Source organism: Pseudomonas sp. PDM13 (genome assembly GCF_025685765.1).
GTDB classification, from domain to species: domain Bacteria; phylum Pseudomonadota; class Gammaproteobacteria; order Pseudomonadales; family Pseudomonadaceae; genus Metapseudomonas; species Metapseudomonas solani.
The window spans coordinates 126,595-152,042 of sequence record NZ_JAOTQU010000017.1 but is presented as its reverse complement, the minus strand read 5'-3'; the positions used below and the strand labels follow the sequence as shown (position 1 = coordinate 152,042).

Sequence of the window (25,448 nt, the reverse complement as noted above, 5' to 3'; positions counted from 1 at the left end):
CTAAGCGCAACGCAGTGATGAACCTCGGGTCGGCGAACAACAAGAAGCCGCGCCCACGCCCGAGGTTTGTCCGGCGCCAACGACGGAATGGATAAACGTATGGACAAGCTCAAGCTAAGCCTCAACGAGGCGGCGGGTTGGCTTTTCTACCTGACGGGCCTGATGCTGCTCGCACTGGCCTTGCCCAAGTCGGTCTTCGACCCCGACTCCAAGCATTTCCTGCTGCTGATCGGTCTGGTCGGCATCTGGCGCTACTCCATGGGCGGCCTGCACTTCATTCGCGGCATGCTGTTCCTTTATGTGGTCTACCCGCACTACCGGCGCAAGGTTCGCAAGCTGGGCAAGGCGGCCGACCCGTCCCATGTATTCCTGCTGGTGACCAGCTTCCGCATCGACGCCCTGACCACCGCGATGGTCTACCGCTCGGTGATCCAGGAAGCGATCAGCTGCGGCTACCCCACCACCGTGGTCTGCTCCATCGTCGAGCTGTCCGATGAGCTGCTGGTCAAGGGCCTGTGGGAAAAGATGAACCCGCCCGCCCACGTCGCCCTCGACTTCGTGCGCATCCCCGGCACCGGCAAGCGCGACGGCCTGGCCTATGGCTTCCGCGCCATCTCCCGCCAGCTGCCGGACGAGAACGCCGTGGTCGCGGTCGTGGACGGCGACACCGTGCTGGCCGAAGGCGTGGTGAACAAGACCGTGCCCTGGTTCAAGCTCTTCCCCAATGTCGGCGGCCTCACCACCAACGAGTTCTGCGAGGTGCGGGGCAGCTACATCATGGCCGAGTGGCACAAGCTGCGCTTCGCCCAGCGCCACATCAACATGTGCTCCATGGCGCTCTCCAAGCGGGTGCTGACCATGACCGGGCGCATGTCGGTGTTCCGCGCCAAGGTGGTGACCGACCCGGACTTCATCGCCGACGTGGAAAGCGACCACCTGGACCATTGGCGCCTGGGTCGCTTCCAGTTCCTCACCGGTGACGACAAGTCCAGCTGGTACAGCCTGATGCGCCTGGGCTACGACACCTTCTACGTGCCGGACGCGGCGATCAACACCGTCGAGCACCCGCCGGAGAAGAGCTTCATCAAGGCCAGCCGCAAGCTGATGTTCCGCTGGTACGGCAACAACCTGCGGCAGAACTCCCGGGCCCTGCGCCTGGGGCCGAGCCGCCTGGGCTGGTTCACCACCCTGGTGCTCAGCGACCAGCGCGTATCGATGTGGACCTGCCTGCTGGGCCTGGCCGTCGCGGTCATCGCCAGCATCAAGTACAGCATCGCCTACCTGCTCGTGTACCTGCTGTGGATCGGTCTCACCCGCTTCATCCTCACCCTGCTGCTGAGCGTTTCAGGGCACCACATAGGGCCGGCCTACCCGCTGATCCTCTATTACAACCAGATCGTCGGCGCCCTGGTGAAGATCTACGTCTTCTTCCGCCTCGACCAACAGTCGTGGACGCGCCAGAACACCAAGCTCAACCGTGATCTCGCCAGCTTTACGCGCTGGTTCAACACCTGGTCCTCACGCGCCATGACTTTCACCGCAACCAGCGTATTCGTCGCCACGCTGATGGCGTTCGTGTGACAGAACTTGAATAGGAAATCCAAGCCATGAATACAGCCGTCAACGTCAATGTGGTGCACGAATCCGAAGCCCAGCGCCAACACGCCCGGGTCAAGATACCGGCCAAGATCCGCTACCTGGCCAACAACGAACGGGTCGAGCACCGCCTGGTCGACCTCTCTGCCGGGGGCTTCTCCTTCCAGACCAGCCCCAAGCACCGCGCCCAGGTCGGCGACTACCACCAGGGCCGCATGCTGTTCCAGCTGGACAGCCTGACCCTGGGCCTGGACGTCGAATTCCAGGTGCGCGCCGTGGACCCGGACAGCGGCCGTGCCGGCTGCCAGTTCCACAGCCTCAAGCCGCGTGACATCGCCACCCTGCGCTACCTGATCAGCGCCCACCTCTCGGGCGAAGTGGTCAGCGCCGGCGACATGCTCAACACCCTGCAGCGCGAGAACTTCACCAAGCCCCGCAAGAACGGCGGCGCCGGTGGCGGCATGGGCATGTTCGGCCGCCTCAAGGCCGTCACCTTCAGCGCCGGCCTGTTCGTCGTCGGCCTCGCCGCCTTCGGCTTCATCTTCAAGTCCATGTACAGCCTGTACTTCGTCACCCACGCCGAATCCGGCATGGTCGCGGTGCCCAGCATGCAGGTCACCATGCCCCGTGAAGGCACCGTGCAGAGCCTGATCGGCGGCGAAGGCACCAACGTCGACAAGGGCGCCCCCATCGCCTCCTTCTCCGCCACCATGCTGGAGATGCTCAAGGGCCACCTGACCGACGACCAGCTCACCCCGGCCAACGTCGAAGAGCTGTTCGGCAAGCAGATGAAAGGCACCCTCACCAGCCCCTGCAACTGCAAGGTGGCGCGCCAGCTGGTCGCCGACGGCCAGTTCGCCGGCAAGGGCGACGTGATCTTCGAGTTGGTGCCCCAGGACTTCGAAGCCACCGTCAGCGCCCGCTTCCCCTACCGCAACTTCGCCCAGGCCAAGCCCGGTGCCGGCGTCACCTTCCAGGTAGCCGGTGAAGACAGCCCGCGCCACGGCAAGATCATCAGCACCAGCCTGATCGACAGCGGCCTGTCCTCCGACATCCGCGTGGTCATCCAGCCCGACCAGACCCTGGACAGCAAGCTCGCCGGCCAGCCGGTCGAGGTCAGCATCGACCGCGGCCCCTCGTTCGACTGGATGGTCGACCGCGCCCTGGCCGCCGGCTTCTAAGGAGGGAGACCACGTGGCGACATTCCCCTCGCGTTACCTGATGCTCGGCGCCGCGGTCGCGCTGGCCGGCTGTGCCGGCCTGCCCGACCAACGCCTGGCCAACGAGGCGCTCAAGCGTGGCGACACCGCCACCGCCGAGCGCAACTACCGCCAGCTGGCGGACCTGGGCTACGTCAGTGCCCAGGTCGGCCTGGCCGACCTGCAGGTCAACAGCGGTGACCCGGAGCAGATGCGCAAGGCCGAGCAGATCTACCGCCAGGCCATGGACGAGTCCCCCCGCGCCAAGGCCCGCCTCGGCAAGCTCCTGGCGCGCAAGCCCGACGCCACGCCCGCCGAGCGCCAGGAAGCGGCCAAGCTGCTGGACGAAGCCTTCAAGGCCGGCGAGCCCAGCAGCCTGCTGCCCCTGGTCATGCTCTACCTCACCTTCCCGCAGGACTTCCCCGGCGTGAACGTGCAGCAGCGCATCGCCCAGTGGCGCGCCGACGGCCAACCCCAGGCCGAGCTGGCGCAGATCCTCTTCTATCGGAGCCAGGGCACCTACGACCAGCACCTGGGCGAGATCGAGGAGATCTGCAAGCGCACCCTGGCCCAGGCCGACGTCTGCTACGTAGAGCTGGCCACCGTGTACCAGAAGCAGAACAAGGCCGAGGAGCAGAAAGCCCTGGTCGCCCAGCTGATGAACGGCTACCACGCCGGCACCCTCCCCGCCCAGCGCGTGGACTCGGTGGCCCAGGTGCTGGCCGACGCCGAACTGGGCGGCAAGCCCGACGAAGGCAAGGCCCAGGAGATGCTCGAAGAGATCGCCCCGGCCTACCCCGCCGCCTGGGTCAGCCTGGCCAAGCTGCTCTACGAATACCCGGGCCTGGGCGACATCGACAAGATGATGGAGTACCTCGACCACGGCCGCGAAGCCGCGCAACCGCGCGCCGAGCTGCTGCTGGGCCGCCTCTACTACGAAGGCAAGCTGCTCCCGCAGGACCCGAAGAAGGCCGAGGAGCACCTGATGAAGGCCTCCGCCACCGAACCCAGCGCCAACTACCTGCTGGGGCAGATCTACATCCGTGGCTACCTGGGCGACATCTACCCCGACAAGGCACTGGACTACCTGCTCAACGCCGCGCGCAACGGCCAGATCAACGCCGACTTCGCCCTCGGGCAGATGTTCGCCCAGGGCAAGGGCATCACCCCGAACCTGGTCAACGCCTACGTCTTCAGCCAGCTGGCGCTCCCCAAGAACACACCCCAGGCCACCGAGCTGGCCCAGGCGGTGGAACAACAACTGCAGCCTGCAGAGCGTGCGCGGGCCGAGCAGCTGCTGCGCGAAGAGCGCCAGCTGAGAGGCACCGCACTGCAAGACGCCGCACAGATGCAAGCCATGCAGACCCCTTGAAGGAATCGATATGAAATTCAATCTCTGGACGAATGCAAGCCTGGGCCTGGGCATCACGCTGATCACCGCGAGCAGCGCCTTCGCCGTGCAGATGAGCGACAAGAACTTCGGCCTCGACATCAAGGTCACCGCGCAATCGGAAGACGACCGCGACCTCGGCACCCAGAAGGGCGGCGACGTCAACGGCATCGGTCTCGACCTGCGTCCCTGGGTCTATGGCCAGCGCGGTGAGTGGAGCGCCTTCGCCATGGGCCAGGCGGTGACCGCCACCGACATCGTCGAGACCGATACCCTCGAGTCCAGCGACATCGACAGCGAGTCCAGCCAGAACAACGACGGCCGCGAACCAGACAAGAGCTACCTCGCCCTGCGCGAGTTCTGGGTCGACTACGCCGGCCTCACCGCCTACCCGGGCGAGCACCTGCGCTTCGGTCGCCAGCGCGTGCGCAGCGACGAAGGCACCTGGTGGGACACCAACATCGAAGCCCTGCGCTGGACCTTCGACACCACCCTGCTCACCGCCAACGTCGGCGTCGCCGAGCGCTTCAGCGAATACCGCACCGACATCGACGAACTGGCCCCCGAAGACAAGGACCGCCAGCACATCTTCGGTGACGTCGCCACCCAATGGATGCCCAACCACTGGGTCGGCCTCAAGCTCCACCACAGCCGCGACAACGGCAGCCTGCCCGACAACGGCGAAGTGGTGGACCCGCTGGACAAGCGCTACACCGGCGACCTGACCTGGCTCGGCATCAACGCCGACAACGGCTTCTTCGACCGCCGCTCCCCCGAGCCCATCAACTACTGGGCCCAGGCCACCTGGCTGACCGGCGACATCGATGAGCTGAACCAGACCGTGGTCGGCAACGACAGCGTCGCCAACGGTTCGCGCAACGTCGACGTCGACGCCTGGGCGCTGGACCTCGGCCTGCGCTGGAACATCGACGACCAGTGGAAGGTCGGTGGCGCCTACGCCCGTGGCAGCGGCGGCGGTGACGACGACAGCTCCGAGCAGTTCCGCCAGACCGGCATGGAAAGCAACCGCTCCAACTTCACCGGCACCAACTCGCGCATGCACCGCTTCGGCGAAGCCTTCCGCGGCGAGCTGAGCAACCTCCAGGTGGGCACCGCCTTCGCCTCCTGGCAGCTGCGCGAGGACTATGACGCCAGCGTCGTCTACCACCGCTTCTGGCGTATCGACGACAACCAGGACGTCGGCCAGGCCGGGATCATCGCCCCGCTGGAGGACGGCGAAAAAGACGTCGGCCAGGAGCTCGACTTCGTCGTCACCAAGTACTTCAAGCAGGGCCTGCTGCCGGCCTCGATGGCCGAGCACATGGACGACGCCTCCGCACTGGTGCGCTTCCGTGGCGGCGTGTTCAAGCCGGGCGATGCCTATGGCAGCGGCACCGACTCGCTGATGCACCGCGCCTTCGTCGACTTCATCTGGCGCTTCTGAGGCAGCCATGCGCGAAGGGAGAACAGCCATGAGAAACCCCATCGGAACCCCCCTGCCGCTCAGCGGTGTGGTGCTTGGCGCGCTGCTCATCGCAGCGCCCTGGGTCCAGGCCGCCGAACCGACCAAGGAACTCAAGGAAACCAAGAACTACACCGTCACCAGCGCGCCGGTGGACCAGTTGCACCTGGAAGCGCCCAAGCTGCCCGACCTCTCCGGCTACACCGCGCAAGCGGTGGACGCCAAGATCGACCGCTCGAAACAGGGCAAGGTCGTGGTGCGGCGCATGCTGCAGCAGGACGCCCTGAAGGACTTCATCGGCGGCAACGAACGCATGCGTGAATGGGTCACCCGCCAGCGCGGCATGCCCCAGGCGATCTTCATCGAGGGTGGCCACGTCACCCCCGCCGACATCGCCAAGGCCCTGCCCGACACCCAGTTCAGCGAGACCGAGCCGGGCGTCTACCTGGCCCGCCTGCCCGTGGTGGTGGCTCAGGACGCCAACCTCGAGATCGGCAAGGACACCAAGGACTTCCGCCTCTCCCAGGAGCGCGGCGCGTTCCTGGTCAACGACGGCAAGCTGTTCATCACCGGCACCAAGCTCACCGCCTGGCGCGAGCAGGACAAGGGCCCGGCCACCTTCCGCACGCCCGATGAATTCCGCCCCTTCCTCGTCTCCTGGGGCGGCAGCGAGCTGTACATCGTCGGCAGCACCGTCACCAGCCTCGGCTACAACAACTCCAAGTCCTACGGCGTCTCCATCACCCAGTACACCCCCGGCATGCACGAGCGCCTCAAGCGCCCCGAGCCCACCGGCTGGCTGGTGGATTCGGAGTTCGTCGACCACTGGTACGGCTTCTACTGCTACGAGGCCCGCGACGTGGTGATCAAGGGCAACACCTACCGCGACAACATCGTCTACGGCATCGACCCCCACGACCGTTCCCACGGCCTGATCATCGCCGAGAACACCGTCTACGGGACCAAGAAGAAGCACGGGATCATCATCTCCCGCGAGGTGGACGACAGCTGGATCATCAACAACAAGACCTACGACAACAAGCTCTCGGGCATCGTCATCGACCGTAACTCGGTGAACAACCTGGTGGCCTACAACGAGGTCTACCAGAACCATGCCGACGGCATCACCCTGTACGAGAGCTCCAACAACCTGTTGTGGGGCAACAAGATCGTCAACAACCAGCGCCACGGCATCCGCCTGCGCAACAGCGTGAACATCCGCCTGTACGAAAACCTCGCCATCGCCAACGGGCTGACCGGCGTGTACGGGCACATCAAGGACCTGTCCGACACCGACCGCGACATCGAGCTCGACCCCTTCGACACCAAGGTCTCGATGATCGTGGTCGGCGGCAAGCTCGCCGGTAACGGCTCCAGCCCGCTGTCCATCGACTCGCCGCTCTCCGTGGAGCTGTACCGCGTGGAAATGCTCGCCCCGAGCAAATCCACCGGCATCAGCTTCGCCGGCGTGCTCGGTGAAAAACAGGACGAAATCCTCGACCTCATGGTGCGCCGCAAGAAAGCGGTGCTCATCGACCCCGTCGAAAGCCAGGCCGAACTCCAGGATTGAGGCAACAGATCATGCACAAGAACACCACCCGTTGGTTCGCCCCTACCGCCCTGGCCGCTGCCCTGCTGGCCAGCGCCCACACCGTCCAGGCGGCCGAACCGCAGTACAGCGTGCAGCGCACCGGTCCGCTGTGCGCCACGGCGCAGAACCCGAACACCTACAACACCAAGTACCTGAGCTTCTTCACCGCCCTGGTGCAGGCCAAGGACGACTGGCTGTTCCGCTCCCGCAACGACCTGCGCACCGACTTCGGCACCACCCCCTACGGCTACAGCGAGTTCAAGCGCCTGCGCGACGCGCTCAAGGCCAAGGGCATCGAGCTGATGGTGGTCTACCAACCCACCCGCGGGCTGATCAACCGCGAGAAGCTCACCGAAGAAGAGAAGGCCCGCTACGACTACGACCTGGCGAAGAAGAACTTCATGAAAACCGTGGAGGACTTCCGCAAGACCGGCATCTGGGTCACCGACCTCTCGCCGCTGTTCGACGAGCAGGGCGTGGACACCGACTACTACTTCAAGGCCGACCACCACTGGACCCCGGCCGGCGCCGACCGCACCGCCAAGCTGGTGGCCGAGACGCTGAAGGAAATGCCCGGTTTCGCCGACATTCCCAAGAAGGAATTCTCCAGCAAGGTCGTCGGCCTGCTGCCCAAGGCCGGCACCCTGCACAAGACCGCCGGCCAACTGTGCGGCACCACCTACGCCACCCAGTACGTAGACCGCTACGAGACCGAAGCCTCGGGCGACGAGGGCGGCGACAGCCTGTTCGGCGACGAGTCGAACCCGCAGATCGTCCTGGTGGGCACCAGTAACAGCGGCCCGGCCTACAACTTCGGCGGCTTCCTGCAACAGCACAGCGGCGCCGAGGTGCTCAACATGGCGGTCAGCGGCGGCGGCTTCGACAGCGCCCTGCTGCAGTACATGAGCAGCAAGGAATTCCACGAAAACCCGCCGAAGATCATCGTCTGGGAATTCGCCACCCACTACGACATGGCGCAGAAGAGCTTCTACCGCCAGGCCCTGCCGCTGGTGAACAACGGCTGCGAAGGCCAGAAGGCGGTGATGCACAACAAGGTGAAGATGAAGCCCGGCGCCAACGAGGTCTTCGTCAACGGCCAGAACGGCGCGGTGAAAGACATCCGTGGCGGCGACTACCAGGTCGACCTGACCTTCAGCGACCCGTCCGTGCACGAATCCAAGGCGACCATCTGGTACCTCAACGGCCGCCGCGAAAACTTCAAGATCGAACAGAGCGACCGCGTCGATACCGGCGGCCGCTATGCCTTCGAACTGCGCAACGACGCCGATTGGCGGGACCTCAACGTCCTCGCCCTGGAAATCCACAGCCCCGAACAGATGCCGGAAAACCTCAGCGTCGACGTGACCCTGTGCAAGCGTCCCGGCAACGGTGGCAACACCCTCACGGCCAAGGCCGAGTGAGGAAGGAGGCCCCCATGAAACATCCACTCAGCCTGCTCGCGCCCTGCCTGCTCGGCGGTTTCCTGCTCGCCGGCCAGGCGAGCGCGGCCGACCTGGTACCGCCGCGCGGCTACTACGCCCCGGTGGATATCGACGACAAGAAGCCCGAGGCCTGCAAGGCACCGCCGCAGCCCTACACCGCCAAGCTCGACTTCCGCAGCAAGTACGAGGGCTCCGACAAGGCCCGCGCGACGCTCAACCCGGATGCCGAGAAGGCCTTCCGCGAGAAGACCGCCGACATCACCGAGATGGAGCGCGGCGTCAACAAGATGGTCATGGTGTACATGCGTGAAGGGCAGCGTCCGCAGCTCGAATGCGCCCTGCAGTGGATGACCAGCTGGGCCCAGGCCAACGCCCTGCTCAGCACCGAGTACAACCACACCGGCAAGTCCATCCGCAAATGGGCGCTGGGCAGCCTGTCCTCCGCCTACCTGCGGCTGAAGTTCTCCGACAGCCACCCGCTGAACGCCTACCAGACCCAGACCCAGGTCATCGAATCCTGGTTCTCGCGCCTGGCCGACCAGACGGTGCACGACTGGAGCGACCTGCCGCTGAAGAAGATCAACAACCACTCCTACTGGGCCGCCTGGTCGGTGATGGCCACCGCCGTCGCCACCAACCGCCGCGACCTCTTCGACTGGTCGGTGGACCAGTTCCGCGTGGCCGCCAGCCAGGTCGACAACGACGGCTTCCTGCCCAACGAACTCAAGCGCCAGCAGCGTGCCCTCGCCTACCACAACTACAGCCTGCCGCCGCTGGCGATGATCGCCGCCTTCGCCCAGGCCAACGGCGTGGACCTGCGCGAAGAGAACAACGGCGCCCTGCGCCGCCTCGGCGAGAAGGTCATCGCCGGTGTCGACGACCAGGAACCCTTCGACGACAAGACCGGCAAGGACCAGGACATGGACGAACTGGAGAAACACGCCAAGTTCGCCTGGCTCGAACCCTGGTGCGCCCTCTATGGCTGCAAGCCCGACACGGTCGAGTGGAAAGACTCCATGGGCCCCTACAAGACCTTCCGCCTCGGCGGCGACGTGACCCAGGTCTTCCACCCAAAGAAGGAGGGCAGCAGCGGTAGCTGATGCAGCGCCCTCCCCTACCCGGGGAGGCGCCTGACGGAATGAACCGACCGCGCAGCAGACGCGGCGGCGCAAGGATTTGAAAGCCACACCCTGGGGAGGGAATGGCGGGTCGCACACCGGGCTGGAATGCCCGGCGGCGGCCCAGAAAGTTACGTACAAGTGGAGAGACTCGGATGGTCTTTTCTTCAAACGTGTTCCTGTTCCTGTTCCTGCCGATCTTCCTCGGCTTGTACTACCTGGTCGGAACGCGCTATCGCAACCTCCTGCTGCTCATCGCCAGCTACGTGTTCTATGCCTGGTGGCGAATCGACTTCCTCGCGTTGTTCGCGGGGGTCACGGTGTTCAACTACTGGATCGGCCTGCGCGTAGGTGCAGCCGGCGTGCGCACGAAAGCGGCGCAGAAATGGCTGCTCCTCGGCGTGGTGGTGGACCTCTGCGTCCTCGGCTACTTCAAGTACGCCAACTTCGGGGTCGACAGCCTCAACGCCATCATCACCTCGTTCGGCATGGAGCCCTTCGTCCTCACCCACATCCTGTTGCCGATCGGTATCTCGTTCTACATCTTCGAGTCCATCAGCTACATCATCGATGTGTACCGCGGCGACACCCCGGCGACCCACAACCTGATCGACTTCGCAGCCTTCGTGGCGATCTTCCCGCACCTGATCGCCGGCCCCGTGCTGCGCTTCCGCGACCTGGTCGACCAGTTCAACCACCGCACCCACACCGTCGACAAGTTCGCCGAGGGCTGCACCCGGTTCATGCAGGGCTTCATCAAGAAGGTCTTCATCGCCGACAGCATCGCGCCCATCGCCGACCATTGCTTCGCCCTCTCCGACCCGACCACGGGGGACGCCTGGCTCGGTGCGCTGGCCTACACCGCGCAGCTGTACTTCGACTTCTCCGGCTACAGCGACATGGCCATCGGCCTCGGCCTGATGATGGGCTTCCGCTTCATGGAGAACTTCAACCAGCCCTACATCAGCCAGTCCATCACCGAGTTCTGGCGGCGCTGGCACATCAGCCTCTCCACCTGGCTGCGCGACTACCTCTACATCAGCCTGGGCGGCAACCGCGGTACCACCTTCCAGACCTACCGCAACCTGTTCCTCACCATGTTGCTGGGTGGCCTGTGGCACGGGGCCAACTTCACCTACATCATCTGGGGCGCCTGGCACGGCATGTGGCTGGCGATCGAACGCGCCCTCGGCGTCGACGCCGCGCCGCGTGTGCTCAACCCGCTGCGCTGGGCCTTCACCTTCCTCCTCGTGGTGGTCGGCTGGGTGATCTTCCGCGCCGAAAACCTCGACGTCGCCTGGCGCATGTACGCCGCCATGTTCAGCTTCGGTGACCTGGGGCTCTCCGAGCTCAACGCCGCCCAGCTGACCAGCCTGCAGATCGCCACCCTGGTGCTCGCCTACGTGGTGCTGGCCATCTTCGGCATCCGCCAGTTCTACACCAAGCCCCTGGCCGGTGCGCCCAAGGCCCGCGCCGAGGAGCACGTCGACGCCAACGGCCCGGCCACCGCCCAGCCGCGCACCCAGCAGGGCGGCGCCAACGACCCGGCGGCCATCGCCTACTCGCCGAGCGGCGGCCTGGTCTGGCAACAGGCCTGGATGACCCAGCTACCGGTACTGGCGACCCGCATCGCGCTGCTGGTGCTGTTCGCCGCCTCGATCCTGAAGCTCTCGGCGCAGAGCTTCTCTCCCTTCCTCTACTTCCAGTTCTGAGGAGCGCAACCATGAGCAGAACTGCCAACACCCTCTACATCGTCGTCTTCGCCGGCATGCTGCTGGCCCTGAGCCTGTGGTCCATGCGCGGCATCGTCGGCTTCAGCGTCGCCAAGGAAACCACCGTGCTCAACGGCAAGCTGGCCCACGCCTTCGAGAAGCACTACGACGATGAATTCCCGATCAAGCAGATCGGTACCAACCTCTGGGCGCTGGTGGACTACGGCCTGTTCGGCGAAGGCCGCCAGGGCGTGGTGATCGGCAAGGACGGCTGGCTGTTCTCCGATGAGGAGTTCGACCCGGTCGCCGATGGCAGCCGCCACCTGCAGGAAAACCTCGCGCTGATCCAGGGTGTGCGTGACGAGCTGGCCGGACGCGGCGTGACCCTGGTGCTGGCCATCGTGCCGTCCAAGTCGCGCCTGTACCCCGAGTACACAGGCGAAGCCCGCCCCACCGCCCTGCGCCAGGACCTCTACGCGCAGTTCCGCGGCGCCGCCCGCAAGGCCGGGATCATCGCCCCGGACCTGCTCGGCACCCTGGAGCAGGCCAAGCACAACGGCCAGGTCTTCCTGCGCACCGACACCCACTGGACGCCCCTGGGCGCCGAGGTGGTGGCCAACACCGTGGGCGAGGCCGTGCGCAGCGCGGCGCCGCTCTCGGGCGATGCCCAGGAGTACGTCACCGAGGCGGTGAAGAACGAGGACTACAAGGGTGACCTGACCCGCTTCCTGCCGCTGGACCCGATGTTCGAAAACCTCATGCCGGCACCGGACAAATTGCAGAAACGCGAGACCCGCGCCGCGGTCGAAGGTGAAGCCAGCGGTGACTCGCTGTTCGCCGACAGCCAGGTGCCGGTGGCGCTGGTGGGCACCAGCTACAGCGCCAACCAGAACTGGAACTTCGCCGGCGCCCTGCGCCAGTCGCTGCAACGCGACCTGGTCAACCACGCCGAGGACGGCCACGGGCCGATCCTGCCGATGCTCAAGTACCTGCAGAGCGACGAGCTGAAAGACGCCGCTCCGCAGCTGGTGATCTGGGAATTCCCCGAACGCTACCTGCCGATGACCAACGACCTCAGCGAGTTCGATCCGCAGTGGATCGCCGAACTGCGCAAGGGCGGCGGCACCCCCGGCGAGCGCCTCGCGGCCACCGCCAACAACTGAAAACCGAGCAGTGAGGGCCCGCCCCGCGAGCCCTCGACGACTGTGGCCACCACGGCCATTTCAAAAAAGAAAGATGGAGGAACACCATGAACCGACAGAAGAAACGCAACTGGACGTCGTATGCCTGCGCCATCGCCCTGGGCCTCGCCGCTGTGCATGCACAGGCTGACGAAGGCGGGCTCTATGGACCCCAGGCACCCAAGGGATCGGCCTTCGTCCGCGCCTACAACGCCGGCAGCAGCGAACTCAGCGTCAACGTCGGCAACACCGCGTTGAACGACGTCGCCCCGCTCGGCTCCAGCGACTTCAAATTCCTGCCCGCCGGCAACTACAGCGCCCAGATCGGCGCCACCAACCTGCCGGTGAAACTGGAAGCCGACCGCTACTACACCCTGGTCAACCAGCCGGGCGCCGAGCCCAAGCTGGTGGAAGAGCCGGCCTTCAAGAACAAGCAGAAGGCCCTGCTGCGGGTGCAGAACCTGTCCGACGCCAAGCTCACCGTGAAGACCGCCGACGGCAGGACCGCCGTGGTCGAGGACGTTGCGGCCCAAGGCCGTGGCGAGCGCGAGATCAACCCGGTGAAGGTCAACCTCGCCCTGTTCGACGGCACCCGCAAGGTCAGTGACCTCAAGCCGGTCTCGCTGCAGCGCGGCGAAGTCGTCTGCCTCTACATCACCGGCAGCGGCGGCAAGCTCTCCCCGGTCTGGGTCAAGCGCCCGGCCGAATCCTGATGTACCCGGCCCGGGGCCGAGGGCCCCGGGCAATGCTTCGTACCCGCCGCAAGAGACAGTGGGACTACAAGACAGAAATCAGTGATCGATGTGATGAGCAATCTATCCACAAACGACAAGCGATTTTAGGAGATACACCCATGATTCCTGTGATCCTCTCTGGCGGTAGCGGCTCCCGACTCTGGCCTCTTTCGCGCAAGCAGTACCCCAAGCAGTTCCTGGCCCTGACCGGTGACCACACCCTGTTCCAGCAGACCCTGGAGCGCCTGAACTTCGAAGGAATGCAGGCCCCGGTGCTGGTGGCCAACAAGGATCACCGCTTCATCGTCCAGGAGCAGCTCGACGCCATCAACGTCACCCCGCAGGCCATGCTGCTCGAGCCCTTCGGCCGCAACACCGCGCCCGCCGTCGCCATCGCCGCCATGCAGCTGCTGGCCGAAGGCCGCGACGAGCTGATGCTGGTAATGCCGGCCGACCACGTGCTGGAAGACCAGCGCGCCTTCCAGCAGGCCCTGGCCCTGGCCACCATCGCCGCCGAGAAGGGCGAGATGGTGCTGTTCGGCGTGCCCGCCCTGCGCCCCGAGACCGGCTACGGCTACATCCGTGGCAAGGATTCCGCCGGCAGCCTGCCGGACGGCATCAGCCGCGTCGCCCAGTTCGTCGAGAAACCCGACGCCGAGCGCGCCCAGCAGTACGTGGATTCCGGCGACTACTTCTGGAACAGCGGCATGTTCCTGTTCCGCGCCAGCCGCTTCCTCGATGAGCTCAAGCACCACGACGTGGACATCTACGACACCTGCCTGCTGGCCCTGGAACGCAGCCAGCGCGAAGGCACCACGGTGACCATCGACGCCAACACCTTCGCCTGCTGCCCGGACAACTCCATCGACTACGCGGTGATGGAAAAGACCCAGCGCGCCTGCGTGGTGCCGCTGTCCGCCGGCTGGAACGATGTCGGCAGCTGGAGCTCGATCTGGGAAGTCCACGACAAGGACAAGGACGGCAACGTCACCAAGGGCGACGTGGTGGTGCAGGACAGCCACAACTGCCTGGTGCACGGCAACGGCAAGCTGGTGTCGGTGATCGGCCTGGAAGACATCGTCGTGGTTGAAACCAAGGACGCCATGATGATCGCCCACCGCGACCGCGTGCAGGACGTCAAGAAGCTGGTCAACGACCTCGACGCCCAAGGCCGCAGCGAAACCCAGAACCATTGCGCCGTGTACCGCCCCTGGGGCTCTTACGACTCGGTGGACATGGGCGGCCGCTTCCAGGTCAAGCACATCACCGTCAAGCCCGGCGCGCAGCTCTCGCTGCAGATGCACCACCACCGTGCCGAGCACTGGATCGTGGTCTCCGGCACCGCCGAGGTGACCTGTGACGACAAGACCTTCCTGCTCACCGAGAACCAGTCGACCTACATCCCCATGACCTCGGTGCACCGCCTGACCAACCCCGGCAAGATCCCCCTGGAGATCATCGAGGTGCAGTCCGGCAGCTACCTGGGCGAGGACGACATCGAGCGCCTGGAAGACGTCTACGGTCGCAGCGACGCGGTATCGGTGAGCCATGTGACAGCACGCTGAGCCTCCTTCCCCCATCGGGAGGCCCATTCCCCCTGTGCCAGCAGGGGGAATGGCGTGCGCCAACCCAGGGGGCCCAGCCGGGCCCCCGCGCCTGGCGCATCCCACCCCGCATCGCCGCAACGTAATGCGCTAGCATTGAGCCCCTCGAAACTCCCACGGGCGTTCCCATGCTGATCGGTGCGATCCTCATCCTGACCTGGCTGATCCTGGTCATCCGCCACCCCGCCAAGGCGCTGCCCATCTCCCTGGTCGCGGTGCTCGGCATCGGCCTGGTCGCCGCCTGGGTGCTCTGGGAGGAGCGCGTGGTGAACCGCCAGCTGGCCCTGCTCGACGTGCGCGTCGGCTACGCCCCCGACCAGTGCCCCGCCGACCGGCCCCTGCAGATCCGCGTGCACAACGGCAGCAGCACCACCCTGCTGGACCTCGCCTGGGTGATCCAGGCCTACCGCCCGGGCGACTCGATCAACCTCACCCAATCGGCCTTCGATGCCGAACGCTCCCTCGGCCCGCCGCGCCTGCAGGCCGGTGCCGACTGGAGCGACTGCCTGCCCCTGCCGCCCCTGCGCAGTGGCTACCGCCCGCAGACCCTGGAGTTCCGCGCCGAGCGATTACATGGCAGATTCACCGACTGAACACCCACCCGCTGTCGCCTCCACCACAACAAGACCAACAAGGAACCCAGCAATGAGCCAACCCGTTGCCCTCATCACCGGCTGCTCCAGTGGCATCGGCCGCGCCCTGGCCGATGCCTTCAAGCACGCCGGTTACAGCGTCTGGGCCTGCGCCCGCAAGGCCAATGACGTCGACGCCCTCAATGTCGCCGGCTTCATCGGCGTGCAGCTGGACGTCAACGACGAGGACGCGGTGGCGCAGCTGGGCGAGCGCCTGCAACGGGAAACCGGGCGCCTCGACGTGCTGGTCAACAACGCCGGCTACGGCGCCATGGGCCCGCTGCTCGACGGCGGCACCGACGCCCTGCGCCGGCAGTTCGAAACCAACGTCTTCTCGCTGATCGGCCTCACCCGCGCCTGCTTCCCCGTGCTGCGCGCCAGCCGCGGCCTGGTGGTCAACATCGGCAGCGTCTCCAGCGTGCTGGTCACCCCCTTCGCCGGCGCCTACTGCGCCTCCAAGGCCGCCGTGCACGCGATCTCCGACGCCCTGCGCCTGGAACTCGCGCCCTTCGCCATCGAAGTGATGGAAGTGCAACCCGGCGCCATCGCCTCCAGCTTCGGCACCAACGCCAGCCGCGAAGCCGAAGCCGTGATCGCCGAAGGCTCGCCCTGGTGGCCGATCCGCGACGGCATCCGCGCCCGTGCCCGCGCCTCCCAGGACAACCCCACCCCCGCCACCGAATTCGCCCGCGACCTGTTCGCCGCCATCCAGCGCCACCCGCGCCCGCGCCTGCTGCGCCTGGGCAACGGCAGCCGCGCCCTGCCGCTGCTCGCCACCCTGCTGCCCAAGGGCCTGCTGGAATCGGTGCTGAGAAAGCGCTTCGGCCTCGACGTCGCCCTGGAACGCCCGTGAGCGACCCGCGCCCGGCCTTCACCCTGCGCTACGCCATCGGTGGTGTAGCCCTGGCGATGGTGCTCAACCTCGCCCTGCGCAGCCTGGTCAAGGTCGGCGGCCTGCTCGCCACCTTGGTCATCGCCGGCGCCGTCGCCCTGCTCCTCGCCGCCGCCTTCCGCCTCATCCAGCGCCGCGCGCCCAGCCGCGGCGAAGCCTGGCGCATCTTCCTCGGCTACGGCGCCCTGCTCGGCGTCCTCTACCTCGGCCTGCTCGGCATGATGACCCTGCAGGACCAACCCAGCCCCATGGCCGTCTTCCTCTTCTTCCTGCACTACCTCTGCTACCCCGCCTTCGCCTGGCTCACCCTCCTCGCCCGCCGCTGACGCCCCGCCCGTTGGGCCTCGCTGCGCTCGGCGCCAACCTACGTCCATCCTCCAACACGGGCTTCACCGCTGCGTAGGGTGGATGCCGCTCTTCGCATCCACCAGCGGCCTCTTCCCGAGCATCACGGCCTCAGGCTATAAACGCGACCTGCCGGCACGCCCGTCGGCGGACAAGGAGCGGCAAAATGCAGGGAAGACTGAAGGCGCTGGTGCTGGTAGCCGCGACACTCGCGGGATGCGAGGCCATTGTCACGGTGGAAGGCACCATCGAACCCCGGCTGTTCGCGCGCTCCAAATGCGAATTTTTCATGCAAAGTCCGACGTGGCGATCGTTATCACTGGATATCCTTGAGTCCGACTTCATCGAAGGCCTTCCCGCCTCGCCATTCGGCTCCGATCTGTACACCGTCCGCGTCGACTGCAAGGCCCCCGACGGCACGCTGCTGGCCAGCCGCCAGGAGATCGTGACCCTCGGCCGCGATGTCTCCACGCTCTACATGGGGTTGATCAGCACCGAGCGACAGAAGGCACCAGGCTATGAGCCCGAATGGATCGCCAAGACTGCTCGCCCTGGCGTGGCGCTAGACGTAGAAACACCGCCACCGCCCGACCCCACCTGCCCTCGCCGTGAATCACCGAGCGCCTACCCTCAGGCCTTCGACGCCATCGAACGGCGTCTCGCCGAGGACGGCCAGCAGAAGGTCGCGATGAAGCGCCTGAACAGGCTGGCCCACCGCAATGGCTGGCTGCTGGTGGAGGCCGAATACGAACGCCTTGGCCCCATGAGCTTCCTCCTGGAATCCGACCAGCAAGGCTATGCCGTGAAAAGCTACTTCGTCGGCACCACCCCGAGCGGCAAGCGCAGCACGATCATCCGCACCCTGTTCGAGCAGGAGGCGCCCAACGTGCCGCCCGACCTGCTCGCCTGTCTGCTGGACTGACACCTCACCGCCCATACCAATGCAGCGCCCCCGAACCCCACCCCGTTGGGCCTCGCTGCGCTCGGCGCCAACCTACGACCTCACCGCAGGTGGATGCCGCTCTTCGCATCCACCAGAGGGCTCTTCCCGAGCATCACGGCCTCAGGCTATAAACGCGACCTGCCGGTAGGCTCGCATAGGGGCAAGGAGTAGCAGGATGCAAAAGGGAAAACTGATGGCGCTGTCGCTGATGGCTCCATTGCTCGGTGGATGCGATGCACTGATGCAGGTAGAGGGAACCATCGAGCCCCAGCTGTTCCAGCGCTCCACCTGCGAACTGTCTATCCAGACCGCCGGTGGCTGGGGGGAATCGATGCCCATCGCCCATGCCTCGTTCACAGGCGGCATGCTCACGGGGCCGGCCGCCACTCTCTACACCGTTCGTGTCGACTGCCGGGATGCAGAGGGCACGCTGTTGGCCAGTCGAAAGGAAGTGGTGACGCTTGGCGGAAGCTCGCCCCTGACGCTCTACATGGGCCTGATCAGCGACACCACAGATAAGCCGCCCCGCCCCTGATCACACGCCCGCCAAGGAATGATCCCATGCACCTGCGCCCCATCGAGTTCCCCCGCGACGCCGAAGCCCTGAGCGCCTTCGATGCCGGCTACGACACCCACCTGCTCTACCGCGTGGAGCAGCAGGGCCTGGCCTTTGCGCTGGTCGAGGAACGCCGCGCGGAGCCCTTCCGCAAGCGCTATGACGCAGAGGGGTTCGCCGAGGATGTCGAGGACGCCGACTTCGCCCTCGCCGCCGTGGCCGACGACGGCAGCCTGGCGGGGTTCGCCTGCGTGCGGCTGGAGGAATGGAACCGCAGCGCCGAGCTGAGCGCGCTGTTCGTCGCGCCGGCCCACAAGGGCCAGGGGCTGGGCCGGCGGCTGCTGGACGAGGCGACCGCCTTCGCCCGCACCAGCGACGCGCGCTGCCTGTGGCTGGAGACCCAGAGCAGCAACCACCCGGCCATCGGTTTCTACCTGAAATCCGGCTTCGTCTTCAGTGGCCTCAACACCGCCCTCTACGACCCGCGCGAGACTGTGCCCGAGGAAGTCGCGCTGTTCTTCAGCCAGCCCCTGGGCACCTGAAAAACGGTGGAACCGTCGCCCTCCCCACCTCACTAAAAGAAAGAGAACAAAGGGGGATCAGATGGACTATCTCGACCTGCTGCAATGGCCGGCGATGCTGGTGACGGTGGCCGCCGCCTGGCTGATCGGCTCGAAGAAACCGGCCCGGCGCCATATCGGCTTCTGGGTGTTCCTGGCCAGCAACCTGCTGTGGATAACCTGGGGCCTGTACGCCCACGCCTGGGCGCTGATCGTGCTGCAGCTGTGCCTGGCGGCGATGAACATGCGCGGCGCGAAGAAGGCCGACGAGGCGAGCTAGACGCTGCTCTCGCGCCGCGCCACGCCGAGCAAGCGGGCCGGCAGCGCCAGGATCAGGATCGCCAGGACCACCGCGCCCGCCCCCAGCCATTGCGCCAGCCCTACCTCATCGCCCAACAGGGCCGCCGCCAGCGCCACCGCCGTCAGGGGCGCGACGGCCGTCAGCGTCGCCGCCTCGCTGCCACTGACCCGTGCCGCGCCGGCATACCAGAGCAGGAAACCAGCCACGGTCGGCACCAGCGCATACCAGGCCAGCGCCCCCAGGGCCACAGTCGAAGGCATCGCCACCGGCAGCTCGAACAGGGCCACCGGCAGTGACACCAGCAACCCCAGCGCCACCATCGCCGTCGCCTGCTGCAGCGCCCCCAAGGGCTGCGCCATGCGCTTGTTGAGCAGGATGAAGGCGCTCTCGCAGAACACCGCCCCGAGCACATAGAGCACACCCACCCAGGACGACTGCCCAGGCGCCTGCCAGGCCACCGCCATCACCCCCACCGTGGCCAGCAGGGCACTAGCCAGCAGCCGCAGCCCGGGCCGCTCCTTGAGCACCATGACCGAGAACAGCGCGGAAACAGCGGGCAAGGTCCCCACTATCACACCGGCATCCGCCGCCGGCAGGTGCTCCAGCCCGGAGACCAGCAGCACCGTGTAACCCACGCTGCCGGCCGCCGCCTGCAGCACCAGCAGCCCGCGGTCACGCCAGCCCAGGCGCGGCCAGGGCACCGGGCTGCGCGCCAGCAGCAACAGCAATACCGGCAGCGCCAGGGCGAAGCGCGCCGCGGTGGCGAGGAACGGCGGCACGGCGCCGGCCAGGAGTTTGGAGGCGATGACCGTGGTCCCGACCGTCATCATCGCCAGTGAAAGCAGCAGATATCCCTGTAGGCGTCGCGACACCGGGTGTCCTCCCGAAAGCCTGCTGGATGCAGGGCAGAGGGGCCTATTCAGAAGCAAGCGCCAGGGCCGGTCTTGAACGAAATTGATCCCCCCGCGCAGGCTTAAACGGCGCCTATACTGCGGCACCTGAACGGGCAACGGGCCCCCACAGGAGGGAGCAGATGGCGCAGGCGACACCCCCCGATGCGTTCGACATCCAGCCCTGCCGGCTGCCCGGCATTCTCGCGGTGGAAGCCACCTCCAGCCGCGCCTTCGGCCGCCACACCCACGACCGTTTCGGCATCGGCATGATCCTCCAGGGCGCCCAGGATTCGGCCAGCGGCCGGGGCGAGGTGCGCGCGGAACCGGGCTGCCTGATCGCAGTGAACCCCAACGAAGTGCACGACGGGCGCCCGGTGGCACACGGTTCGCGCAGCTGGCGCATGCTCTATTTCGACACCGCCTTGATCGGGCACGTGGCCCAGGCACTGGGGCAAAGCCCCGGCTGCGAATTCGCCTACCCGGTGCTGCCGCGGAGCGCCACCAACCAGGCCTTCCACAGGCTCCACGCGGCCCTCACCGGCCCGGCCAGCGAACCCTGGTGGGAAGTGGCGGAACAGGAGCTGCTGTCGATTCTCGGGCCGCTGGTGGAAAGCGCCCCCACGCTGCCGCTGTCACTGCCCCGGCAGGCCATCGCCCGGGCACGGGCCCGGCTGGACGAAGCGCCGGAGCAGGCCGTCAGCCTCGCCGAACTGGCCTTCGAGGCCGGCGTCAGCCCCCATCATTTCCTCCGCGCCTTCAAGGCCGTCACCGCGCTGCCGCCCCATGCGTATCGCCTGCAGCGCCAGCTGCACAAGGCCCATCGCCTGATCCTCGCCGGCGAGCCGTTGATCCAGGCCGCCCTGGCCACCGGCTTCGCCGACCAGAGCCACCTCAACCGCCATTTCACCCGGGCCTATGGCTACACACCCGGCGTGCTGGCGCGGGCCCTGCGCGGCTAGACGCTGCCTTCGCGCTCCACCACCAGAACGCGCGCCGTCCCGCGCGGGTGGGCCACGTGCTCGCAACCGGGGCCGGCATGGAAGAGGTCGCCGACGCCCAGCAGCACCGCGTGCTCCTCGCCGCCCTCGCGGTAGCGCATCTCCACCTCGCCATCGAGCACCACGAAGACTTCGCTGCCGTCGTTGACGTGCCAGATGTAGGGCTGGTCGGTCCAGTGCAGGCGCACCGTGGTGCCGTCGAGGTTGGCGATATCCAGCGCCCCCCAGGCGCGCTCGGCGGTGAAGTCGCGGCTGCGTACCACGCGCTGGCTCATGCGCGGCTCCCCAGGGGCGCGGCGGCCACCGGCGCCTTGGGCTTGCGGAACACCAGCAGGTTGCCGGCCATCACCAGCACCAGGCCGAGCAGCGCCGGGGCCGTCCAGCTGTAGCCTTCGGCGAAGGCCGAGATGTTCAGCGCCACCACCGGGAACAGCACGGTGCAGTAGGCCGCGCGCTCCGGCCCCATGCGCCCGACCAGGGTCAGGTAGGCGGTGAAGCCGATCACCGAGCCGGGAATCGCCAGGTACAGCAGCGAGCCGAGGTAGCGGGTGTTCCACTCCATGCCGAAGGGCGTGCCGCTGGCCAGGCACCCCAGCACCAGCAGCGAGGCGCCGTAGAACATGCCCCAGGCGTTGGTGGTCAGCGGCCGGTAGCCGGCCTTCTGCTGCAGGCTGGAGAGCATGTTGCCGGCGGAGAAGCACAGCGTGCCCAGCAACGCCAGGCCAAGGCCCAGCAGGGTTTCACGGCTGGCCTGGTGGCCGGCCAGTTCCGGCCAGAACAGCAGCGCCAGCCCGGCCAGGCCGAGGGCACCGCCCGCCAGCACGTTGGCGGCGATGCGCTGGCCGAAGAACACCCGCGCATTCAGCGCGTTCCACAGGGTGGCGGTGGAGAACACCACGGCGATCAGCCCGCTGTGGATCCACTGGCTGGCGGTGTAGAAGCACATGAAGTTGACGCAGAACAGGCACAGCCCCTGGGCCAGGCAGATCATCTGCGCGCGGCCGTCGAGTTTCTGCAGGCGGCGGCTGAGCAGGAGGATGGCGAACAGCACCACGGCGGCCAGGGCGAAGCGGTAGGCGATGGACACGGGGATGGCCACCTCGCCCATCTGCAGCTTGATGGCGATCCAGGTGGTGCCCCAGATCAGGACGGTGAGCAGGTACAGCGAGAGGTTCATGGCGGTCATCCGGGTGGTGCGTCGAGGGGCCAGTCTCCCGCGCAGCCCGTCGGCGCGCTTGCAAAAACTTGCGCTTATCTGCGCCACCCCGCTGCGTCGCGCGGGCGCCCGCGCTAGCATGGTCACCCAAGCCACCCGGTTGCCCCGCGCATGTCGTCACTCCTGCAGAACCAGGTCTTCCAGTCCCTCGCCAGCTCGCCCCATGCCCGCCTGGAGCATGCAGCCGAGCTGGGCGATGGCATGGGCGCGGCGCTGTGGAGCAACCACCACGACGCCCGCGACTACCAGGGCACCCGCCTGCACACGCTGTCGTGCTACCTGGCCGGCGGCACCGGCACCTTCCGCCGCGAGCGCCCGGACACCAAGGGCGCGCCGGACAAGCTGTGCATCCTCCCCGCCGGGCACGAGTCCTCCTGGGTGATCAACGGCGAGATCCGCCTGGCGCACCTGTACATCGCCCCGGCGCAGTTCGCCCACGCCGCCGTCACCCTGCTCGACCGCGAACCCCGCGAGCTGCAGATGCACGAGGCGACCTTCCTCGACGACGCCGAGCAGGCCGCGCGCTTCCACCGCCTCATCCAGCTCGACTGGAACGAACCCGGCGAACGCATGCTCACCAGCAGCCTGGCCCACGAGATGCTCGGCCACACCCTGCTGACCCAGGTCGGCCTGCGCCAGGGCCCGCAATTCAAAGGGGGCCTGGCCCCGGCGGTGCGCAAGCGGTTGATGGAGTACATCGACGCCCACCTGGCCGAGCCGCTGAGCCTGGGCGAGCTGGCGGCCTTCTCGGCGCTTTCGGAATACCACTTCGCGCGGATGTTCCGCGAAAGCTTCGGCTTGCCGCCGCACCAGTACGTGCTCGCCCGCCGCCTGGCCCACGCCCGCCACCTGCTGGCCCGCACCGCCCTGCCCCTGGGCGAGGTCGCCCTGGCCTGCGGCTTCGCCAGCGCCAGCCACTTCAGCAACCGCTTCCGCAGCGCGGTCGGCGGCACGCCGGGGGACTACCGGGCGGCGATGGGATAAGCGACGGGCCTCCTGGGGGCGCCGACGTGATGGGTTTCGCGGAGCTCTACCCATCCTACGGGTGCCACGTAATGCGGCGCGCCTATCGTAAAAGACGATCAGGAGAACGTCGCCCCATCCGCTGGGCGAATGAATTGGCGCTGTATGCGTTAGCTGTCGAGGTTTTAAAGCAAGGGCTCAAGCACGGCCATTTCCGGGCCCCAAAGGGTTTGGGCCACCTCCACCGCATGGGTTTCGCTCCGCTCGCGGAACGCCGCCCGACCCATCCTACGAAAGTCCGTGCGCACCACGTGGTGATGCGTTGGACGAAGAAAGTTGGAGCAGCCGCCAACGCCCCTCCAGGAGGCTGAACGCAGTCGTTGCGCCGGGGGACGAGCGGCATGGATGCCGCGAGAGGCGCGCCAGGCCATGGATGGCCCATCGCGCCGGCCCCCAGACGCCGCTTGCGGCGAACGCACTTCAGTGCGGCCCGAAGGGCGAGCGTAGCGAGTAACGACGATGGAGTGAAGGAACCCCGGCGAAGCCGGGGCCGGATGATGGGGCAAGCGTTTTTGGTTCCTTTTTTGGCGACTGAAAAAAGGGCCCGGGGGGGCGAAACGGAAAGCATCCACAGAACTCGGTAACCAGCCGGGCTCGAATAAATCCGAAGCGGTGGGCTGAAGCCCACCCTACGAACTGGGCGAATGAATTCGCCCCTACAGGGAAATCATTGCCCCCCGCATGCCGGCACGGCTTCACACCGGCCGCCGGCCTTGGCTGCGCCACCGAGGGGTGCGGCCATGCGCGTGTCGTCCGGGGCCAGCTGGCGGGCACAGGCGCGGGCCTGCCCGGCCTGGTTCGGGCAGCCACGTTCGGCCAGCAGCTCGGAGAGGTTGAACCAGCCCAGGGCGTAGTCCGGCTTGCGGGCGATGCTTTCGCGCAAGGCCTTCTCCGCGCCGTCGCGGTCGCCTTCGGTGTAGCGTGCGTTGGCCAGGGCGAACAGCGGCAGCGGCTCGCGGTACCAGTGGCCGGAAGCGGTCAGGTAAGCCCGCTCGGCGCGCTCGTGCTGCCCGGTCTGCTCCAGGTCGCTGGCGCCTTGTATCCAGGCTTCCAGGCGCGGTTCGGCCGGCAGTTGTTCGGGGGGTAGGGTCACCACCGCCCAGCGCTCGGCGCGGGCCCAGGTGCGGTCGAAGCTGCGCAGGTCGGTGACCCAGCGCCGCGTGGTGGCCGAGCGCAGCACCAGCTCGTCCTTGGCGCGGTCGTAGCCGACCACCACCGCGAAGTGCCATTGCGGGTACCAGTCGAGGCCGAGGTTCTGCATCACCAGCACCGGGTTGCCCGCCGCCACCTGGGCCAGCAGGGCATCCAGGCTCGGCTGCAGCGGGTAGACCAGCATGCCGCTCTGCCGCGCCGCCGCCACCAGTTCCAGCTTGAGGCTGCCGCGCCGCTCGGGCAGGTAGACCTTGGGCACCAGCGCCTCGGGCGAAGTCGCCACGCCGCGGTGCACCAGCACCGTGGCCAGCGCCGCCGGGCCGCACTGGTAGTCCTCCTGCGGGTAGAAGGGCACGTCCACCAGCTCGATGCGTTCGGGCAGCCGCTCGCTCTGCGGCGGCAGCAGCGGGCCGCTGGCGCAACCGGTGAGAAGCACGGCCAGGGCGAGGAGCCCCGGCCGCAGCAGGCGCATCAACGGATGCATTTGATGAAGCTGAAGATGTCCGTGGCGCAGAGCATGTCGGTGATGATGAAGATCACCAGGAACAGCACGATGATGCCGACGATGCCGGCACCGGCGGGCTCCTGCTGCAACTGCTGGTTGAACTGCGCCAGCTCGGCGGGGGTGAGGCTGTTGATGCGCGCCTCCACCTGCTCACGGGGCACGCCGTACTCCTGCAGCTTCTTCTGCACGTCCTGGTTATCCAGCATGCCGCGCAGCTGCGCGCGGTCAACCTGTTGCTGCTGTTCCTGCAGCGCCTGGGGCGTGCCGATCATGGCGGCCTGGGCCAGCGGTACCTGGGCGAAGAAGGTGAGTTGGCTGGCGACCAGCACGGCGGCGAGTCGGCGGTTGGTGGCGGGACTGAGCATGGTGGTTCTCCTGGATCGTGTTGTTGTGATCGATTGAC

General features: G+C 66.9%; 25 protein-coding genes. 20 read left to right on the top strand and 5 right to left on the bottom strand.

The annotated features are described in order from the left end of the window. Window positions 1-99 precede the first annotated feature (99 nt). The 18 genes from alg8 to OEJ36_RS18400 all read left to right on the top strand — a co-directional run bounded on the left by alg8 (window position 100) and on the right by OEJ36_RS18400 (window position 19,237). On the top strand, window positions 100-1,581 hold the full coding sequence (gene alg8, locus OEJ36_RS18485) for a mannuronan synthase (RefSeq protein ID WP_263402751.1): 1,482 nt from the start codon (window positions 100-102) through the stop codon (window positions 1,579-1,581). Between the two features lie 26 nt (window positions 1,582-1,607). Continuing rightward, complete coding sequence (locus OEJ36_RS18480; RefSeq protein WP_263402750.1) at window positions 1,608-2,777, top strand: alginate biosynthesis protein Alg44; 1,170 nt, start codon at window positions 1,608-1,610, stop codon at window positions 2,775-2,777. A 40-nt stretch (window positions 2,778-2,817) separates the two neighbouring features. After that, on the top strand, window positions 2,818-4,167 hold the full coding sequence (gene algK / locus OEJ36_RS18475; RefSeq protein WP_263402765.1) for an alginate biosynthesis TPR repeat lipoprotein AlgK: 1,350 nt from the start codon (window positions 2,818-2,820) through the stop codon (window positions 4,165-4,167). A gap of 10 nt (window positions 4,168-4,177) precedes the next feature. After that, entirely contained in the window at window positions 4,178-5,629 is a 1,452-nt protein-coding gene (locus OEJ36_RS18470; protein WP_263402749.1) for an alginate export family protein, read from the top strand. Window positions 5,630-5,657: 28 nt separating this feature from the next. Continuing rightward, window positions 5,658-7,217 carry a mannuronan 5-epimerase AlgG gene (gene algG / locus OEJ36_RS18465; protein WP_263402748.1) on the top strand — a complete coding sequence of 520 codons (1,560 nt, stop codon included), beginning with the start codon at window positions 5,658-5,660 and terminating at the stop codon, window positions 7,215-7,217. A gap of 11 nt (window positions 7,218-7,228) precedes the next feature. Then, window positions 7,229-8,659, top strand: a complete 1,431-nt coding sequence (locus OEJ36_RS18460) for an alginate O-acetyltransferase (protein WP_263402747.1) — start codon at window positions 7,229-7,231, stop codon at window positions 8,657-8,659. A gap of 14 nt (window positions 8,660-8,673) precedes the next feature. After that, the gene (locus OEJ36_RS18455) at window positions 8,674-9,780 is read left to right on the top strand and encodes a mannuronate-specific alginate lyase (RefSeq protein WP_263402746.1); all 1,107 of its coding nucleotides are present in this window, start codon (window positions 8,674-8,676) and stop codon (window positions 9,778-9,780) included. Window positions 9,781-9,953: 173 nt separating this feature from the next. Beyond that, a complete protein-coding gene (locus OEJ36_RS18450) occupies window positions 9,954-11,510 on the top strand; it encodes an MBOAT family O-acyltransferase (protein ID WP_263402745.1) in 1,557 nt (518 codons plus the stop codon). An 11-nt stretch (window positions 11,511-11,521) separates the two neighbouring features. Further along, a complete protein-coding gene (locus OEJ36_RS18445; RefSeq protein WP_263402744.1) occupies window positions 11,522-12,673 on the top strand; it encodes an alginate O-acetyltransferase in 1,152 nt (383 codons plus the stop codon). Window positions 12,674-12,759: 86 nt separating this feature from the next. Then, window positions 12,760-13,404, top strand: a complete 645-nt coding sequence (locus OEJ36_RS18440; protein ID WP_263402743.1) for an alginate O-acetyltransferase AlgF — start codon at window positions 12,760-12,762, stop codon at window positions 13,402-13,404. 140 nt (window positions 13,405-13,544) lie between these two features. Further along, window positions 13,545-14,990 carry a mannose-1-phosphate guanylyltransferase/mannose-6-phosphate isomerase gene (locus tag OEJ36_RS18435; RefSeq protein WP_263402742.1) on the top strand — a complete coding sequence of 482 codons (1,446 nt, stop codon included), beginning with the start codon at window positions 13,545-13,547 and terminating at the stop codon, window positions 14,988-14,990. 167 nt (window positions 14,991-15,157) lie between these two features. Then, window positions 15,158-15,622 (top strand): multidrug transporter, encoded by a 465-nt coding sequence (locus tag OEJ36_RS18430; protein WP_263402741.1) that lies wholly within the window; start codon window positions 15,158-15,160, stop codon window positions 15,620-15,622. Window positions 15,623-15,674: 52 nt separating this feature from the next. Then, window positions 15,675-16,514, top strand: coding sequence for an SDR family oxidoreductase (locus OEJ36_RS18425; RefSeq protein WP_263402740.1), 840 nt, complete (start codon window positions 15,675-15,677; stop codon window positions 16,512-16,514). Continuing rightward, window positions 16,511-16,879, top strand: a complete 369-nt coding sequence (locus OEJ36_RS18420) for a hypothetical protein (RefSeq protein WP_411861029.1) — start codon at window positions 16,511-16,513, stop codon at window positions 16,877-16,879. Before OEJ36_RS18425 ends, OEJ36_RS18420 begins: the two co-directional genes overlap by 4 nt. 185 nt (window positions 16,880-17,064) lie before the next feature. Further along, complete coding sequence (locus OEJ36_RS18415) at window positions 17,065-17,820, top strand: hypothetical protein (RefSeq protein ID WP_263402739.1); 756 nt, start codon at window positions 17,065-17,067, stop codon at window positions 17,818-17,820. Between the two features lie 196 nt (window positions 17,821-18,016). Continuing rightward, window positions 18,017-18,376: a hypothetical protein gene (locus OEJ36_RS18410; protein ID WP_263402738.1), complete on the top strand. Its 360-nt coding sequence runs from the start codon at window positions 18,017-18,019 to the stop codon at window positions 18,374-18,376. A 26-nt stretch (window positions 18,377-18,402) separates the two neighbouring features. After that, window positions 18,403-18,939: a GNAT family N-acetyltransferase gene (locus tag OEJ36_RS18405; RefSeq protein ID WP_263402737.1), complete on the top strand. Its 537-nt coding sequence runs from the start codon at window positions 18,403-18,405 to the stop codon at window positions 18,937-18,939. 61 nt (window positions 18,940-19,000) lie between these two features. Beyond that, complete coding sequence (locus tag OEJ36_RS18400; protein ID WP_263402736.1) at window positions 19,001-19,237, top strand: hypothetical protein; 237 nt, start codon at window positions 19,001-19,003, stop codon at window positions 19,235-19,237. Here OEJ36_RS18400 and OEJ36_RS18395 read toward each other — a convergent pair. Beyond that, window positions 19,234-20,130 carry a DMT family transporter gene (locus OEJ36_RS18395; RefSeq protein WP_263402735.1) on the bottom strand — a complete coding sequence of 299 codons (897 nt, stop codon included), beginning with the start codon at window positions 20,128-20,130 and terminating at the stop codon, window positions 19,234-19,236. The two genes, OEJ36_RS18400 and OEJ36_RS18395, sit on opposite strands and share 4 nt — an antisense overlap. A gap of 161 nt (window positions 20,131-20,291) precedes the next feature. On the opposite strand from OEJ36_RS18395, the gene OEJ36_RS18390 reads away from it, so the two are divergent. Continuing rightward, window positions 20,292-21,110, top strand: coding sequence for an AraC family transcriptional regulator (locus OEJ36_RS18390; RefSeq protein WP_263402734.1), 819 nt, complete (start codon window positions 20,292-20,294; stop codon window positions 21,108-21,110). On the opposite strand, the gene OEJ36_RS18385 is transcribed toward OEJ36_RS18390, so the two are convergent. Next, complete coding sequence (locus OEJ36_RS18385) at window positions 21,107-21,424, bottom strand: cupin domain-containing protein (RefSeq protein ID WP_263402733.1); 318 nt, start codon at window positions 21,422-21,424, stop codon at window positions 21,107-21,109. The genes OEJ36_RS18390 and OEJ36_RS18385 overlap by 4 nt on opposite strands. Continuing rightward, entirely contained in the window at window positions 21,421-22,326 is a 906-nt protein-coding gene (locus tag OEJ36_RS18380; RefSeq protein WP_031288267.1) for a DMT family transporter, read from the bottom strand. The genes OEJ36_RS18385 and OEJ36_RS18380 overlap by 4 nt, the downstream gene beginning before the upstream one ends. 150 nt (window positions 22,327-22,476) lie before the next feature. On the opposite strand from OEJ36_RS18380, the gene OEJ36_RS18375 reads away from it, so the two are divergent. Next, window positions 22,477-23,349, top strand: a complete 873-nt coding sequence (locus OEJ36_RS18375; RefSeq protein ID WP_263402732.1) for a helix-turn-helix domain-containing protein — start codon at window positions 22,477-22,479, stop codon at window positions 23,347-23,349. A gap of 706 nt (window positions 23,350-24,055) precedes the next feature. Here the strand turns inward: OEJ36_RS18375 and OEJ36_RS18370 are convergent. Both OEJ36_RS18370 and OEJ36_RS18365 read right to left on the bottom strand, forming a co-directional pair. Further along, the gene (locus OEJ36_RS18370) at window positions 24,056-25,012 is read right to left on the bottom strand and encodes a PA2778 family cysteine peptidase (protein ID WP_263402731.1); all 957 of its coding nucleotides are present in this window, start codon (window positions 25,010-25,012) and stop codon (window positions 24,056-24,058) included. Beyond that, a complete protein-coding gene (locus tag OEJ36_RS18365) occupies window positions 25,012-25,410 on the bottom strand; it encodes a PA2779 family protein (protein WP_263402730.1) in 399 nt (132 codons plus the stop codon). Before OEJ36_RS18365 ends, OEJ36_RS18370 begins: the two co-directional genes overlap by 1 nt. Window positions 25,411-25,448: the final 38 nt, after the last annotated feature.

Excerpts from the sequence above, each read along its gene's own strand:
- OEJ36_RS18380 (WP_031288267.1), bottom strand. The coding sequence starts at position 22,326 with ATGAACCTCTCGCTGTACCTGCTCACCGTCCTGATCTGGGGCACCACC.
- OEJ36_RS18390 (WP_263402734.1), top strand. The coding sequence starts at position 20,292 with ATGGCGCAGGCGACACCCCCCGATGCGTTCGACATCCAGCCCTGCCGG.
- algG (WP_263402748.1), top strand. The coding sequence starts at position 5,658 with ATGAGAAACCCCATCGGAACCCCCCTGCCGCTCAGCGGTGTGGTGCTT.
- OEJ36_RS18410 (WP_263402738.1), top strand. The coding sequence starts at position 18,017 with ATGCAAAAGGGAAAACTGATGGCGCTGTCGCTGATGGCTCCATTGCTC.
- OEJ36_RS18445 (WP_263402744.1), top strand. The coding sequence starts at position 11,522 with ATGAGCAGAACTGCCAACACCCTCTACATCGTCGTCTTCGCCGGCATG.
- OEJ36_RS18435 (WP_263402742.1), top strand. The coding sequence starts at position 13,545 with ATGATTCCTGTGATCCTCTCTGGCGGTAGCGGCTCCCGACTCTGGCCT.
- OEJ36_RS18400 (WP_263402736.1), top strand. The coding sequence starts at position 19,001 with ATGGACTATCTCGACCTGCTGCAATGGCCGGCGATGCTGGTGACGGTG.
- OEJ36_RS18455 (WP_263402746.1), top strand. The coding sequence starts at position 8,674 with ATGAAACATCCACTCAGCCTGCTCGCGCCCTGCCTGCTCGGCGGTTTC.
- OEJ36_RS18405 (WP_263402737.1), top strand. The coding sequence starts at position 18,403 with ATGCACCTGCGCCCCATCGAGTTCCCCCGCGACGCCGAAGCCCTGAGC.
- OEJ36_RS18365 (WP_263402730.1), bottom strand. The coding sequence starts at position 25,410 with ATGCTCAGTCCCGCCACCAACCGCCGACTCGCCGCCGTGCTGGTCGCC.
- OEJ36_RS18370 (WP_263402731.1), bottom strand. The coding sequence starts at position 25,012 with ATGCGCCTGCTGCGGCCGGGGCTCCTCGCCCTGGCCGTGCTTCTCACC.
- OEJ36_RS18415 (WP_263402739.1), top strand. The coding sequence starts at position 17,065 with ATGCAGGGAAGACTGAAGGCGCTGGTGCTGGTAGCCGCGACACTCGCG.
- OEJ36_RS18375 (WP_263402732.1), top strand. The coding sequence starts at position 22,477 with ATGTCGTCACTCCTGCAGAACCAGGTCTTCCAGTCCCTCGCCAGCTCG.
- OEJ36_RS18440 (WP_263402743.1), top strand. The coding sequence starts at position 12,760 with ATGAACCGACAGAAGAAACGCAACTGGACGTCGTATGCCTGCGCCATC.
- OEJ36_RS18425 (WP_263402740.1), top strand. The coding sequence starts at position 15,675 with ATGAGCCAACCCGTTGCCCTCATCACCGGCTGCTCCAGTGGCATCGGC.
- OEJ36_RS18450 (WP_263402745.1), top strand. The coding sequence starts at position 9,954 with ATGGTCTTTTCTTCAAACGTGTTCCTGTTCCTGTTCCTGCCGATCTTC.
- OEJ36_RS18460 (WP_263402747.1), top strand. The coding sequence starts at position 7,229 with ATGCACAAGAACACCACCCGTTGGTTCGCCCCTACCGCCCTGGCCGCT.
- OEJ36_RS18430 (WP_263402741.1), top strand. The coding sequence starts at position 15,158 with ATGCTGATCGGTGCGATCCTCATCCTGACCTGGCTGATCCTGGTCATC.
- algK (WP_263402765.1), top strand. The coding sequence starts at position 2,818 with ATGCTCGGCGCCGCGGTCGCGCTGGCCGGCTGTGCCGGCCTGCCCGAC.
- alg8 (WP_263402751.1), top strand. The coding sequence starts at position 100 with ATGGACAAGCTCAAGCTAAGCCTCAACGAGGCGGCGGGTTGGCTTTTC.
- OEJ36_RS18470 (WP_263402749.1), top strand. The coding sequence starts at position 4,178 with ATGAAATTCAATCTCTGGACGAATGCAAGCCTGGGCCTGGGCATCACG.
- OEJ36_RS18385 (WP_263402733.1), bottom strand. The coding sequence starts at position 21,424 with ATGAGCCAGCGCGTGGTACGCAGCCGCGACTTCACCGCCGAGCGCGCC.
- OEJ36_RS18480 (WP_263402750.1), top strand. The coding sequence starts at position 1,608 with ATGAATACAGCCGTCAACGTCAATGTGGTGCACGAATCCGAAGCCCAG.